The organism is Micromonospora sp. NBC_01638, from assembly GCF_045209745.1.
In the GTDB taxonomy this organism is placed as follows: domain Bacteria; phylum Actinomycetota; class Actinomycetes; order Mycobacteriales; family Micromonosporaceae; genus Micromonospora.
Map to the genome: position 1 here is coordinate 2185300 of NZ_CP109273.1, position 13831 is coordinate 2199130.

Genomic DNA, 13831 nt, shown 5'->3' on the forward strand with positions numbered 1-13831 from the left:
GAAGGCCGCCGACAATGGCACGCACGGTGACTGCCCGCTGCGGTCTTCGGCCGCGTCAGCCGAGGAGAACACCAAGCCAGGCACCGGCAAGCAGAGCTGGCCCGAGTGGCAGCAGGGCGTCGCGGCGCACACGCCGGGTGACGAGCAGACCGAGCACCAGTCCACCGTGCAGCAGATGAGGCAGGAGTAGCCCAGCCAGCAGGGCGTCCCGCCCCAGCCAGCCGAGCGGTGCGCCGAGGACGGCGGCCAGCTTGACGTCCCCGAAGCCCAGCCGGGACCCGGGCAGCAGGGCCAGCAGGACGTGTGCCGCGCCCGCAACCGCCGCACCGGCCAGCGCGCCGACCAGCCGGCCGGGAGTGCCGGACAGCAGCGCCGCACCGACCAGGCCGCCGAGCGCCGACACCCCCGCCGCGAGGACCAGCGGGTCGGGCAGCCGCAGGCAGACGAGATCAACCCGAGCCAGCACCAGACCGACAGCCGCGACCGCGAGGAAGACCGGCAGCGCCGGATCGTCACCCACGGCGACGGCGAGACCGGCAAAGACGCTGGCCGCCACCATCGAGCCGAGCCAGGGTCGTCCGCCGTGCCGTGGCCCCGGCAACGCCCATGACTGGCCGTCCGTCGTGCCGAAGCGCCGGGCCAGCCGGGGTACGACGAGGCCGACCAACGCGCCGAGCAGCGCGACCGGCACCAGCGCAGCGGCCGACATGGGCCGGACGCTACCGGCGGTCGCTCACCGGCGAGGCCCCCGAACGTGATCCCGCGCCCGCCCGGCGGGGCCGTTCGGTGGTCACCACCACTGCGACCCCGGCGACGATTACCGCACCGCCGAGCAGCACCTGCGGGGTGATCGGTTCGGCCACCAGGAGCGCACCGAGCGCCACCGCGACCGCCGGATTGACGTAGGCGTACGTCGACACCAGCGAGATGGGCGCGTTGTGCAGGAGCCAGACGTACGCGGTGAAGGCCATCAGCGAGCCGGCCACCATGAGATAGGCCAGCGCCAGCCAGGACCGGGTGCTGACCGCCGCCGGGTGGAAATCGGCCAGCTCGCCCCGACCGGCGGCGACGACGGCCAGCACCAACGCGCCGGCCACCATCTCGTACACCGTGGCCACGAAGGGGTCGGTGGGCATCCGGATCCGTCCGGACAGGAACGACCCGACCGACCAGGAGGTAGCCGCCACCACCACGGTCAACGCTCCGACCAGCGGTACCGCGTCCGAGTTGCCGGCGGGCAGCACCAGCAGGATCAGGCCAGCGAAACCCAGGGTGACCCCGGCGAACGTCCAGATCGGTGGGCGGTCCCCGGTGGCGGAGCGCAACAGCACCACGAGCAGCGGCACGGTCGCGACCAGCAGCGCGGCGATCCCGGACGGCACCGCCACTCCGGGTGGCCCGGATTCGGCGAACACCACCAGGCCGTTGCCACCCGCGAGCAGGAGCACGCCGACCAGCGCGGCGGAGCCGAGTTGCCGCCGGTCCACCCGTAGGGCCCCGGGGCCTCGGCGCAGCCGCAGCACGACCGCCAGGATCAGGCCGGCGACGGCGAACCGCAGGGCGGCCGACAGCAGCGGAGGCAGCGTCTCCACGGCGATCCGGATGGCCAGATAGGTGGAACCCCAGAGCACGTAGACCACGATCAACGCGGTCCAGATCAGGGTCGGCGCGGCGCCGGCGCGACGGTCAGCGAGGGCTGCGGCGCTCGGTGGAGGTGAGCTCATCAGGGGACCACGCTACGGTGACGTTGGAGTCGGCGTCGCGCATTGGTGGCCGGCCTCTCACCACTTGTGCAGGAGGGCGGCATGACGAACTACGGACCACCGGGGGGCGGCAACCCGGGACCGTGGCGTGGGCAACGACCCGACGAGACGCCCGGACGGCCGGTGCAGCAGCCCTACCCGCCGGCAGTTCCGTCCTACCCGCCGGCAGTTCCGTCCTACCCGCCGGCAGTTCCGTCCTACCCGCCCGCCGTTCCGTCCTACCCGCCCGCGCCTCAGGGGCGACCCGGGGCATACGGCGACCCACCCGCCGCTCCCTACGGAGGTGGTTCAGGGTCGCCCTACGGCCGTGAACCCGGGACGCCCTACGGCGACTCGTACCGGCCTGCGGGGGCGAACCCGGCGTACGGCGGGCAGCCGTACCGGCCCGACGAAGACCCGTACGGCGGGGATCCGGCACCGGGCCGACGCGGTCGGGGACCGCTGATCGCGGTAGTGGCCGTCGTACTGCTGGTGGTGGCTGCCGGCGGTGCGTTCTGGCTCCTGCGCGGGCAGGACGATCCAACGTCGGTGGCCGCGCCGACCGGTTCGGCCGTTGCCGGTGAGCCCAGCGCGGACGCGACCGAGCCCGCGCCGAGCGCCGCAGCGCCGGAGTCGTCGGCAGATCCCCGGTTCGCCAAGGTCGGCCAGTGCGTCCGCAACGATGCCGCGGCGGGCGGCAAGCCCAAGCTGCTGATCAGCGGCTGCGCCCCGAAGTCGTACGAGGTGCTGAGCCGGATCGACGGTCCGACCAGCGGCGAACGGGACGCCGAGGCCAAGTGCGGGAAGATCGAGGGTTACACCAACTGGTACTTCTTCGACAGTGAGCTGGACACTCTCGACTTCGTCCTCTGCCTGAAGCAACGCTGAGACCACCCACCCCCGGGATGACATGACGACCTACGGACCAGCGGGTTCCGGTCAGCCGGACGACCCGTACCAGCGCCCACCAACCGGTTCTGACGGCTCGCCGCCGGATGACCCAACCGTGCCCCAGTGGGGCACCCCGCCGCCTGCCGAGGATCCGACCCGCCAGCAGTGGGGGCCGCCGCCGACCGGCGCGGAGCCGCCGACCGCACCAATGTGGGCGCCGCCACCCACCTCGGGCCCGGGATACCCGCCACCCGGGCCGTTCCCGCCGGCCGGGCCAATGCCGGGTCAGCCGCCCGCGCCGTGGGGGCAACCGCCCCCGGGCGGTTACGGGATGCCGCCCGCCGCGCCGGTGAAGAAGACCGGCCGCAAGGTCGCTCTCATCATTACGCTGGTGGTCCTGCTCCTGCTCTGCCCGTGCCTCGGCCTGGCCGGTTGGGCGGTCTGGAGGGTCGCCGACGCCAGCGGCGACGCCACGTCTGCGCCCTCGACGAGCGCGCCGGTCGTTCCGCCCGCCCTGCCCAGCGACGCACCGCCGTCGGCCGCGCCGACCCCGGACACGGAGTTCGCGAGAGGCGACTGCGTGGTGAACGAGGGCACCGAGGACGACGCGGAGTTGCGCAAGGTCAAGTGCGGCCCGAACACCTATCAGGTGCTGCTGCGGATTCCGGCGACCACCGACGGGGACCGGTGCGAGACGCTCGCGCCGCAGGCCACCGCGAACTATGTGCACGACAACTCGGTCGACCTGTTCGACTACGTGCTCTGTCTGAAGAAGCGGTAGCCCCGATTGCCAAAACTAGGGCTGTCTAGCCTGGACGCTAGACAGCCCTAGTTTTCGGTCGACGGCCTCGACACGCCGGTAGCCCCATCTATCCATCTCTAGCCTCCCAGCTAGATGGCCCGATACTCTGCGATGCGTGGATCCGGTCCGCAACCCGTACGCGCCGGGCGCCGGCCAGCGTCCGCCCGAACTCGCCGGGCGGGGGCGGGAGCTGGACGTCTTCGACATCGTGCTCGAGCGCATCGCACGGGGCCGACCCGAACGCAGCCTGATGCTCACCGGGCTGCGCGGCGTCGGCAAGACGGTTCTGCTCAACACTCTCCGGTCGCAGGCCATCAACCGCCTCTGGGGCAGCGGCAAGATCGAGGCACGGCCGGACCAGTCGTTGCGTCGCCCGGTCGCCGCCGCGCTGCACATGGCGGTCCGGGAGCTCGCCCCCCGACACCGTGCGCCCGATCGGATCGACGCGTTCCTCGGCGTCCTCAAGGCGTTCGCCCAGCGGTCCGTCCCGACTGGCCGGGCCGGTGCCGCCCCGAAGCTGCGCGACCGGTGGCAGCCCGGCATCGACGTGCCCGCGGCCAGCGGTCGGGCCGACTCCGGCGACATCGAGATCGACCTGGTCGAGCTGTTCAGTGACGCCGCCGCAGTGGCCAGCGACGTAGGCACCGGCATCGCTGTCTTCATCGACGAGATGCAGGATCTCGGCCCGGAGGACGTGTCGGCGCTGTGCGCCGCCTGCCATGAGCTGTCCCAGCTCGGCGCGCCGCTGATCGTCGTCGGCGCCGGCCTTCCGCACCTGCCGGCGGTGCTCAGCGCCGCCAAGTCGTACTCCGAACGGTTGTTCCGCTACCAGCGCATCGACCGGCTCGACCGGATCGCCGCCGACCAGGCACTCTGCGCGCCCGCCGAGCGCGAGGAGGTCGAGTACGAGCAGAAGGCACTCGACCTGCTCTACGAGAAGTCCGGCGGCTATCCCTACTTCGTCCAGGCGTACGGCAAAGCGACCTGGGATCACGCGCCGCGCTCGCCGATCACCGCCGCCGACGTGCGGGTCGCCGCGCCCGAGGCGGAAGCCGAACTGGCGGTCGGGTTCTTCGGATCCCGGTTCGAACGGGCCACCCCGGCCGAACGCGAGTACATGCGGGCGATGGCCATGATGTCCGCGGTCGAGGGCGAGTCCGCAGCGGTGGTCCGCGACGACATGGACGCCGCGGTGCCCACCGCGGAGATCGCCCGAGCCCTCGGCCGCAAACCCGCCAGCCTCTCTCCGGCCCGGGACGCGCTGATCAAGAAGGGCCTGATCTATTCCGGTGAGCGGGGCACGGTCGCCTTCACGGTCCCGCACTTCGGCCGGTACCTGCGCACCCAACCGGCCTGACCGGCACAACGCGTCGGCGCGGTCAGACCTTCGCCCAGGGCGCCGGAAAGAGCACCTCGCCGCGAGGCGGGGGGCCCTCCTCACCGGTGGACGGCGGCAGCACCAGCGCCTGCCAGGGCTCACCGAGACCGGCCCACGGGCCGGTCAGACCCAGCTCAGTCGCAGGGCTGAAGCCGAACCGGCGGTAGAAGGCCGGGTTGCCGAGGACCACGACCAGCCGCTCGCCCAGCTCGGTGGAGGCGTCCAGGGCGGCCTGCACGACCGCCGAACCGTGCCCGACACGCTGTCGGTGCGGCGCGACCGCCACCGGGCCGAGTGCCAGAACCGGCACGTCCGAGCCCCGCTCCGGCCGCACACGCACCCGGGTGAGCAGCGCGTAACCGACCACCTCGCCGCCGTACTCGGCGACCATGGCCAGCTCCGGAAGCCAGGCGGGAGTGCCGCGCAACTCGTCGACCAGGCTCACCTCCGGCGGCGTCGCCACGTCCGGGCGGGCGAAAGCGGCGGCCAGCACGCGGCGTACCGAGCCGGCGTCTGCCGGGTCCTCGGGTCGTAGCCGCAGCGTGGTCACCCGCGCGACGTTACCCGCCACGGCCCGTCCATCCGTGACGGTCGCTCGAATCGGCGTGGCGCAGGTGCACGATCACCAATCCGGATCCGGCGGTTGCCGGGGTAGCAAACCCCGCGACGGGGTATGACTGATCCATGACGCCCGTACGCTCCCTCGCCCGCGCCATGTTGAGCGGCATCTTCGTGGTCAGCGGGTATCGCAACTTCCGCAACCCCAGTCGCCTCACAGTGGCTGCTCAGCCGGTGACCGACAAGGTCGCACCGTTCCTGAAGAAGGCACACCCAAACTTCCCCACCGAGACCGAGACGTTGATCAGGCTCAACGCGGCAGTGCAGGTCAGCGCCGGTTTGATGCTGGCCACCGGTCGGTTGAGCCGACCCGCCGCGCTGGTCCTCGCCGGCACGCTGGTGCCGGTGACCGTCGCCGGGCATCCCTTCTGGAACAACGACGATCCGATCGCCAAGAACAACAACCAGATCCACGCCCTGAAGAATCTCGGCCTCATCGGCGGGCTGCTGCTGGCCGCAGCGGACACCGGCGGCAGGCCGGGTCTGCGTTGGCGGACCGGTCATCGCATCGGCCACTCTCGACGTTCCATGGAGCGCGCCGTCCGGACGGCCAGGCGGGAGGCCCGGATCGCCGTCCGCTCCGCCTCCACCGCACGTCGACTCCCCGGCTGACCTGCGTCGATCCGTTCCGGTGCCACCCCATCCCCCGCTAAGGCCACGAATTACCTGAACCACCCGGTAGGCGTTAACGCGGTGGAAATGTCAAAAACATGTGTGGGATCGGACACGGTCGCATAACGCGGGAGGCACTGACGTGAGGCGCCGCTCTAGGCTCCGTGCAGGACCTGGACGGGTAGGACGAACTTGGTACGGGGGTGGCCACGCCATGCCGACGGCTGTCGGTAGACGGGCGGACCGCCTCGCCCCAATCCAACGTGTGACGCGCGGCATCGACCGCGTGACGCACGGGATCGATCGCAGGAACGTCGTACGGGGCGCCATCGTGGCTGCCGTCGCCTACGCCGCATGGCTCGCCATCGGCGCCTTTGGGCGGCCGTACAACTTCTTCGACATGAAGATCTACCACGGTGCCGTGGTGTGGTGGGCGAGCGGTCACGAGCTCTATGAGTTCATCGCGCCCGGAACCACGCTCGGCTTCACCTACCCGCCGTTCGCTGGGCTGGTCATGCTGCCGATGGCGCAGCTGCCGATCGGTACGGCCGGCCTGGTCAACGCTGGCGCCAGCATCGCCGCGTTGGCGCTGGTGCTGGCCGGGCTGCTCCGCCCCATCGTGGACCGGCTGGGGTGGCCACTGTGGTTCACGGTGGCTGTGGCGGTGCCGCTCGCGGTCGCCATCGAGCCGAGCCGGGAGACCCTCGGCTACGGCCAGGTCAACATCCTGCTGTTCGCGTTGATCATGGCCGACCTGATCGGTCTTCGCTGGCGCTCCCGCCGGGGCACCCACTACGCCGCGACGGACGGCCCCCTGCTGCGCTTCATCTACGGCGGGGCCTGGGCTGGCGTCGGCATCGGCCTGGCCACCGCGGTCAAGCTCACCCCGGCACTGTTCATCGCCTACCTGCTGCTCACCCGCCAGTGGCGGGTGGCGGCCACTGCCATCGGCACCACGATCGGCGTGACGGTGGCGACCTTCGCGATCGTCGGCGACGAGTCGCGAACCTACTTCGGCAGCGTGCTCTGGCAGACCGAGCGGGTCGGCGCGGCGGACATGACGCCCAACCAGTCACTCGCCGGCCTGCTCGCCCGGCTGTACGACTCGATCGAGACCCCCGGGCTGCTCTGGTTCGCCTTCTCAGTGCTGATCCTGGCGCTGGGCCTGTCCCGGGCGGCCAGTTCCCGCGCCGACGGTGACGAGCTGACCGCGTTCACGCTGGTTGGTCTGACCGCGAACGTGATCAGCCCGATCTCCTGGACGCACCACCTCGTCTGGGTGATCCCGGCGATCATCGTGCTGGCCGACGCCGCCGTGCGCCGCCGGGAGGCGAGTCGGGGGATGCCACTGCGCACCGGCCAGGGCCAGGTGTTCGGCGGGCTGCCCGGGGTGAACGGGCTCCGCCCGCCGATCTGGTACCCCACGCTGACCGGGCTCCGCCACGGCGTCGCCGCGATCGGGCTCTACCTGCTTTTCCTGATCTCCCCGATCTGGCCGTACGAACACCAGCTGCCGGAGATGTCGCACTACCAGGACGGTCTCTTCGGTGCGCTGATGGAGAACTCGCTCGCGGTTGCGCTGATCGTGCTGGTCACCGCCCTGCCGTGGCGTCCGGGCGCGGAGCCGGCGTTCTACGGCGACCGCCTCGCCAGGGCCGTGCTGGTCAACGGCCGCCGCTGAGCGCGGTCAGGGGCAGTTGACCCATTCCTCGGTGCCGTCGGTGAAGACCTGCCGCTTCCAGATCGGCAGGCGCGCCTTGGCCTCGTCGACCAGTCGGGCGCAGGCCGCGAAGGCGGCCGCCCGATGCGCAGTGCTCACGGCGGCCACCAGCGCCACGTCGCCGATCGCCAGTGAACCGACCCGGTGCGACACCGCCACCGCGTAGACGTCGGGCTCAGCGGCGATCTCGGCGGCCACCTCGCGCAGCACCTGTGCGGCGCTCGGGTGTCCCTCGTAGTCCAGGCTCGTGACCTGGCGGCCGTGGTCGTGGTCGCGGACCACGCCCTGGAAGGAGACCACGGCGCCGGCCCGACGGTCGGCGACCGCCGCCTCGTGTGTGGCGAGGTCGAGCGGCTGGTCGGTGATCTCGCCGAAGGTGATCGCTGGCGCGGTCACGACGCACGCTCCCCGGGAAGCAGCGGCAGCGGCACGATCGGCACCCGGTCGCCCGGCTCGCCGCTGGTGCCGGGCCGGATGACGGCGAACCCGTCCGCGCCGGCCAGCCCGCGCAGCATCGCCGAGCCGACGTGTCGCACCGGGGACGCGGTCCCGGCGGCCCGGTCCAACCGGACCAACGCCAGGTGGGTGTGGTCCCCGCGACCGGGCACCGCCTCGGTCAACGTGGCGTGCGGCAGCACCGGCATCGAACGGCCCTGCAGGCCGGCGAGCAGCGGGGCGACCAGCGACACCAGCGCGACGATGGCGGACTGCGGGTTGCCCGGCAGCCCCGCCACGAACCGGACCCGCCCGTCGGGGCCGGCCAGCCGGGCCACCAGCATCGGGAAGCCCGGCCGAACCGCCACCGTGTTGACCACGTAGTCGGCGCCGAGTGCTTCCAGGGTCGGGTGCAGGTGGTCGACCGGGCCGTTCATCGTGCCGCCGGTGGTGCACACCAGGTCGGCGCTGGTCAGCGCCGAGCGCAGGGCCGCCACGTGCGCGGGCAGCGTGTCGGCCACCGGGCCGACCACGTCGGATGGGCGGACCTGACAGCCGTACCGCCGCAGCCACGCCGGCACCGCAGGGCCCAGCGCGTCCCGGACCCGACCAGCCCCGGGAGGGCCTGCGGTCAGCAGCTCGTCGCCGAACACCAGCAGCGCGGCGCGCGGCGCCCGCCGGACCCGCAGGGTGTCGTGCCCGCAGGAGGCCGCCAGGCCGATCACCGCCGGGTCGACCGGCGTGCCGACCGGCAGAAGTTCCTCATCGGCGTACGCCTCCTCGCCGGGCTTCCGCCACTCGGGCGTCTCCCGGGGAACGCCGCTGACCAGGCCCTCGACAGTCGTGGACTCCTCCACGCGCAGCACGGCGGTGGCGCCCTCAGGCACCATGGCCCCGGTCGCGATCTCGACGGTCGTGTCGTCCTCGGTGAGCGGCGCGGGGGTGCTGCCCGCCAGCACCCGGCCGACGACCCGCCACGGGCCGCCGCCGCGAACCGCCCAGCCGTCCACGCTGGAGGTCGGGAAGGCGGGCAGGTCGGTGCGGGTCGTCAACGGCTCGGCCAGGGTCGACCCGTCGGCATCGATCAATGGTCGGGCAACGGTGGGCAGCGCGGCGGCCAGACCGACCGCGTAGACCCGCGACCGCGCTTCCTCCCACCCGGCTGGTGGGGGTGCGGCGACCCGATCCGCGATGGGTGCGGTTTCCGTGCTCACCCGACCGAGCCTAGCGGCACGGACCGACACCCGCCCCGGCCTGGCGTGCACCGGTCAAGGGTCACCGCCGCGAATTCAGTGGTCGCCGCCGCGAAGCTGGTCGACGGTGTGCCCGAGGATCGGCCCGAGCACGGCCAGGCCGTCCCGGGCACCGCCGGTCGAGCCGGGCAGGTTGACCACCAGCATCCGGCCGGCGACCCCGGCCAGCCCACGGGACAGCACCGAGGTGGGCACCCGGTCACGACTGTGCGCGCGGATCGCCTCGGCGATGCCGGGGATCTCGTAATCCAGCAGACCTCGGGTCACGTCCGGCGTCCGATCCGACGGGGTCACCCCGGTGCCACCGCTGGTCAATACCACGTCGACCCCGTCGGCGCGGGCAGCCTGCAAGGCGATGCCGACCGGCTCACCGTCGGGCACCACCACCGGCTCGTCGACCTGGCATCCCAACTCGCGCAGGCCGGCGACGAGCAACGGACCACTTGTGTCGGCGTAGACACCGGCCGCGGCCCGGTTGGACGCGACGATCACCCGGGCCCGGATCACGGCCGGTCCTCCGGTCGGACCCACTCGCCGGTCTTGCCGCCCTCCTTGCGGAGCACCCGGACCGCCTCCACCGAGGCCGCCGGGTCGACCGCCTTGACCATGTCGACCAGTGCGAGACCAGCGACGGCGACCGCCGTGAGTGCCTCCATCTCCACCCCCGTACGGTCCGCCGTGCGGGCGGTGGCTGTGATCTCCACGGTGTCGGCGGTCAAGCGCAGGTCGACGGTGACGCCATGCAGGGCGATCGGGTGGCAGAGCGGGATCAGGTCCGGGGTGCGCTTGGCCCCCATGATCCCGGCCAGCCGACCGACCGCCAACGCGTCGCCCTTGGGCAGGCCGTCGCGGTGCAGCAGGTCGATGACCTCGGGCGTGGTCCGCAAACGGCCGGCCGCGACGGCCAGCCGGCCCGTCACCGCCTTGCCGGACACGTCGACCATGCGGGCCGCGCCAGCGCGGTCGACGTGGCTGAGCTGCGCGGGTTCGGTCACGGCCGTGAGCCTATCGGTGCGGTACGACGGTGCTCGGAAGGAGCGGCGTCACACTATCCGCCGCGCCGGGTGCTGACGGCGCACCGGCGGGACGCCGCTCCTTCCTCACCGACCCGCCGCCGAGGTCGCTGGGGGGACCTGGCAGCGGGTGCGTGTCGACGACCCGGTTCTGCCCAGGGGCAGAACCTCCCCCGTTCGCCGATACGCCCGAGAAGCTACGCGACTCGGCGATAGGAAATCGATAAGCGCCGTTCCTGCTGGTCAGCGCCCCGCGTGCAGCCGTGTCAACCCAACTCGGCGAGACGACGTTCGGCCTCGAAGCGCTCCGGCACACCCATCCGCCGGAAGATCGCCAACGCCCGCTCCCAGTGCCGCCGGGCTTCGACCGGGTCGACGCGGGCGAAATGTTCGGCAAGCCCGGCCAAAGCTCGTCCCTGCTCGTACGGGTGTGAGATCCGAGTCGCCAACCGCAACGCCTCCCGGTGCATGTCGGCCGCCTCGCCGCCCCGTCCCTTCGTCAGCAGAGTGCGCCCGAGCTCGTTCAACGCAGCCGCCTCGACGTGTCGTTCCCCGCTCAGCCGCGCGGCGTCCATCGACGCGTGATGCAGCCTGAGCGCCTCGTCCAACCGACCGAGCTGTCGGTGGGCGGTCGCCAGGTCGTTGAGGGTCTCCGCCTCCCCATAGCGGTGACCCGTACGATCCCGTAGCGCCATCGACGCAGCCAACAGGCGGACGGCCTGCTCGCTGTCACGCATCCGAGTTCGGACACCTCCCAGGTGACTCAACGCGTTGCAGATATGGAAATAGTCGCTGGCCAGCCTCGCGTGGAGGAGATGGAGGCGGTGGACCTTCAGAGCTTCGTCATACCGGCCCAGGGCGCTGAGGGTCAGGCCGGTATTGGGTAGCAGCAACAGCCCGCTCAAGTCATAGCGACTTCTTGTCATCTCCTGGTTGATGGTGAGCGCCTCGTGGAGCCTACCCGTCAGCCAGAACACGGATCCGATGTTTACACGCGCTCTCGCCACGCCGTTGTTGTCGCCCAGTTTACGTCTTATGGAGATCGTCTTTTCGAGATGCGAAAGTGCCTGCCCATACGCGGCCTGCCGCAGATGGGCAGAGGCAATGTAGTTGTGCATCTCGGCGGCGGCTCTCAGTTCGGATCCGGCCTCGGCGGCAGCAAGCCCCTCCTGATGGTTCCTGATGATGTCATCGAAGTATCCGCGGATATAGCAGAACCGCCAGGTGACCCGCGCCAACTGCCATGCGAATGTCCCCAGGCCCTCCAGTCTCGCGTTTCGAACGAGCGCTTCGATGTTGGGCCTCTGAGTTTCCAGCCAGCGAGCATCGAACAATGACGGCTCGCCGAGGAGATCCGTTCGCCGTGGCCTGGAAAGCCTCAGATCAGCCCGCAGGGCTCCGGATTTCTCCAAACGTTCCGCCGCCAAGACCGCGGCGTGCAGCGTATGGTCCAGCAACTCTTCGAGCGCATCTCGTCTATCGGCCGCCGAATCAGTCTCCATTGCGAGCCCAAGCGCGTAGTGACGCATCAGGTCGTGGAGACGGAAAAGGCCATCGTCGACTTCTTCGACAAGATGTTTGTCGACGAGCTCATCGATGATCCCTGACGCCACGTCCAACGAGACCCTGCCCGCCGCAGCAATCATGGCGGGATTGAGATGGTCGCCCGGGTGTAGGCCGACCATTCGGAACAGCCGCTTGGTGCCCTCGGCGAGTGGCTCATAAGAGGCGGCGAACGCCTCGACCACCGTCCGATCTTCCGCGCGGAGCTGCGACAGCAGCGCCACCGGCTCTTCGAGACGTCGAGCCAGGTCCCCGATCTGCCACTGCGGACGATGCGCGAGACGCGTGCCCACGAGCCTGAGAGCCAGTGGCAGGTAGCCGCAGCGCTCGGCGATGAACCGGGCGGCCTCCAGGTCCGTCTCCAGCCGTTGCCTCCCGACGACCGTCGCCAGGAGCTCCGTCGCCTCCTCGGGGGCGAGAGCGGCGAGTGTCACCGGCAGTTGGGCACTGGGAATCGCGAGGCGGCGCCTGCTGGTGACCAGCACGACAGCCCCTGGCCCCACCGGCAACAGTGGCGCGATCTGCGCACTGTTGGCGACGTTGTCGAGGACGATCACGACTCGCCGTCGACCCAGTTCCTGGCGCCAGAGGGAGACGCGATCCTCGCTGCCCGCTGGCATTCGGGTGCCGGGTACGCCGAGCTGCCGTAGCAGTGTGGCGAGCGCCGCTGCCTGGTCCACCGGCTCCTGTCCGTGGCCACGCAGATCGATGAACAGTTGGGCGTCCGGGTAGCGGTCGGCCAGCCGGCGGGCCAGGTGCACAGCCAGTGTCGTCTTACCGATGCCCGCCATGCCGTCGATCACATGCACCGCTGAGCTGGTGCCCGCGCCTGGCTCGGTTTCCGACAGCAGCTGGGAGACGAGTTCCTTGCGTCCGATGAGCTGCTCGACCGTCCGAGGCAACCAGGCGGCGACGGTCGGCAGCGACCTTTCCACCTGGGCGTCTGCCGCGCCCCGCCCTGCCGCGGTGCCCGGCGCCGGATGAACCGGAATTCGTGGAGCGCCCCCGTCATCCGACAGCCCGGTGATACTCCGCCAGAACTGTTGCAGCTCGGGCCCGGGCTCGATGCCGAGCTGTCCGCGTAGGGCTTCGCGGGCGGACTCATAAGCGGCGACCGCGCCGGCGGCGTCACCGTACAGGTGCAGGGCACGCATCAACATCTGATGGGCCGACTCCCGCAGCGGATGAAGAGCCAGGAGCTGCCTGAGCAGCGGAATCGCCAGCTCGGGACGCCCGATCCGCGTGCGCGTCTCCGCCAGCAACTCAATCGCGAGGCGGCGCTCCTCCTCTGCCGCCGTACAACGGGCGGTGAGAATCGGGCCAAGCGGAACGCCGACGAGCATCGGCCCTTTCCACTGGTCCACCGCCAGCCTGAGTCGCTCTTCGGCTGACCCCGGAGAACCCTGCGCGGCGAGGTTCCGTGCCTCCCGATACTGGTTCTCGAAATGGATGAGGTCGATTCGGTCCGGGTCAAGTTGCAGACGGTAGCCATTCCGCTGCCGATTCAGTACAGCCTTGCCGGCAACCGCCGATTCGAACATACGTCGGAGGTTGGCGGCGTAGCCACGCACGTTGGGCACGGCCGAACGCGGCGGTGCGGCTGGCCACAGCTCGTCGATCAGTTGTTCGACCGAGACGATCCGGTTGGCGTGAACAGCCAGCATCGCGAGTACCGTCTGCTGTTTAGGCGTTCCGGGATGCAACTTGACATCGGCAAGCCGCACCTCGAGCCCACCCAGGACCTTGATCTCCAACAGTCCCCCGACTCCAAAATCTGTGGGTGTTCAGATGATCACTCCGAGAA

General features: G+C 70.9%; 13 protein-coding genes. 5 read left to right on the plus strand and 8 right to left on the minus strand.

What is annotated here, in order from left to right:
• Positions 1-55: 55 nt before the first annotated feature.
• Entirely contained in the window at positions 56-709 is a 654-nt protein-coding gene (locus OG811_RS10345) for a prepilin peptidase (protein ID WP_406073723.1), read from the minus strand.
• A 10-nt stretch (positions 710-719) separates the two neighbouring features.
• Complete coding sequence (locus tag OG811_RS10350) at positions 720-1724, minus strand: EamA family transporter (protein ID WP_406073725.1); 1005 nt, start codon at positions 1722-1724, stop codon at positions 720-722.
• Between the two features lie 480 nt (positions 1725-2204).
• Between OG811_RS10350 and OG811_RS10355 the strand changes: the two genes are divergently transcribed.
• The 3 genes from OG811_RS10355 to OG811_RS10365 all read left to right on the plus strand — a co-directional run bounded on the left by OG811_RS10355 (position 2205) and on the right by OG811_RS10365 (position 4792).
• Positions 2205-2630, plus strand: coding sequence for a hypothetical protein (locus OG811_RS10355; protein WP_406075632.1), 426 nt, complete (start codon positions 2205-2207; stop codon positions 2628-2630).
• 334 nt (positions 2631-2964) lie between these two features.
• Positions 2965-3414: a hypothetical protein gene (locus OG811_RS10360; protein ID WP_406075634.1), complete on the plus strand. Its 450-nt coding sequence runs from the start codon at positions 2965-2967 to the stop codon at positions 3412-3414.
• Positions 3415-3550: 136 nt separating this feature from the next.
• Entirely contained in the window at positions 3551-4792 is a 1242-nt protein-coding gene (locus OG811_RS10365) for an ATP-binding protein (protein ID WP_406073727.1), read from the plus strand.
• A 22-nt stretch (positions 4793-4814) separates the two neighbouring features.
• Here the strand turns inward: OG811_RS10365 and OG811_RS10370 are convergent, their stop codons facing one another.
• Complete coding sequence (locus tag OG811_RS10370) at positions 4815-5363, minus strand: GNAT family N-acetyltransferase (RefSeq protein ID WP_406075635.1); 549 nt, start codon at positions 5361-5363, stop codon at positions 4815-4817.
• Between the two features lie 134 nt (positions 5364-5497).
• Here OG811_RS10370 and OG811_RS10375 point away from each other — a divergent pair, with 134 nt between their 5' ends.
• Both OG811_RS10375 and OG811_RS10380 read left to right on the plus strand, forming a co-directional pair.
• Positions 5498-6043: a DoxX family protein gene (locus OG811_RS10375; RefSeq protein WP_406073729.1), complete on the plus strand. Its 546-nt coding sequence runs from the start codon at positions 5498-5500 to the stop codon at positions 6041-6043.
• Between the two features lie 214 nt (positions 6044-6257).
• Positions 6258-7724: a glycosyltransferase 87 family protein gene (locus OG811_RS10380; protein ID WP_406073730.1), complete on the plus strand. Its 1467-nt coding sequence runs from the start codon at positions 6258-6260 to the stop codon at positions 7722-7724.
• 6 nt (positions 7725-7730) lie between these two features.
• Here OG811_RS10380 and OG811_RS10385 read toward each other — a convergent pair whose 3' ends face one another.
• The 5 genes from OG811_RS10385 to OG811_RS10405 all read right to left on the minus strand — a co-directional run bounded on the left by OG811_RS10385 (position 7731) and on the right by OG811_RS10405 (position 13781).
• A complete protein-coding gene (locus OG811_RS10385; protein ID WP_406073732.1) occupies positions 7731-8159 on the minus strand; it encodes a molybdenum cofactor biosynthesis protein MoaE in 429 nt (142 codons plus the stop codon).
• Positions 8156-9412 carry a molybdopterin molybdotransferase MoeA gene (locus tag OG811_RS10390; RefSeq protein WP_406073734.1) on the minus strand — a complete coding sequence of 419 codons (1257 nt, stop codon included), beginning with the start codon at positions 9410-9412 and terminating at the stop codon, positions 8156-8158. Before OG811_RS10390 ends, OG811_RS10385 begins: the two co-directional genes overlap by 4 nt.
• 75 nt (positions 9413-9487) lie before the next feature.
• Entirely contained in the window at positions 9488-9958 is a 471-nt protein-coding gene (locus OG811_RS10395) for a molybdenum cofactor biosynthesis protein B (protein ID WP_272614322.1), read from the minus strand.
• The gene (gene moaC, locus OG811_RS10400; RefSeq protein WP_406073735.1) at positions 9955-10446 is read right to left on the minus strand and encodes a cyclic pyranopterin monophosphate synthase MoaC; all 492 of its coding nucleotides are present in this window, start codon (positions 10444-10446) and stop codon (positions 9955-9957) included. The genes OG811_RS10395 and moaC overlap by 4 nt, the downstream gene beginning before the upstream one ends.
• Positions 10447-10730: 284 nt before the next feature.
• On the minus strand, positions 10731-13781 hold the full coding sequence (locus OG811_RS10405) for an AfsR/SARP family transcriptional regulator (RefSeq protein ID WP_406073736.1): 3051 nt from the start codon (positions 13779-13781) through the stop codon (positions 10731-10733).
• Between the last annotated feature and the right edge of the window lie 50 nt (positions 13782-13831).

Coding starts and splice junctions, on each gene's coding strand:
- OG811_RS10345 (WP_406073723.1), bottom strand. CDS start 709: ATGTCGGCCGCTGCGCTGGTGCCGGTCGCGCTGCTCGGCGCGTTGGTC.
- OG811_RS10350 (WP_406073725.1), bottom strand. CDS start 1,724: ATGAGCTCACCTCCACCGAGCGCCGCAGCCCTCGCTGACCGTCGCGCC.
- OG811_RS10360 (WP_406075634.1), top strand. CDS start 2,965: ATGCCGCCCGCCGCGCCGGTGAAGAAGACCGGCCGCAAGGTCGCTCTC.
- OG811_RS10375 (WP_406073729.1), top strand. CDS start 5,498: ATGACGCCCGTACGCTCCCTCGCCCGCGCCATGTTGAGCGGCATCTTC.
- OG811_RS10380 (WP_406073730.1), top strand. CDS start 6,258: ATGCCGACGGCTGTCGGTAGACGGGCGGACCGCCTCGCCCCAATCCAA.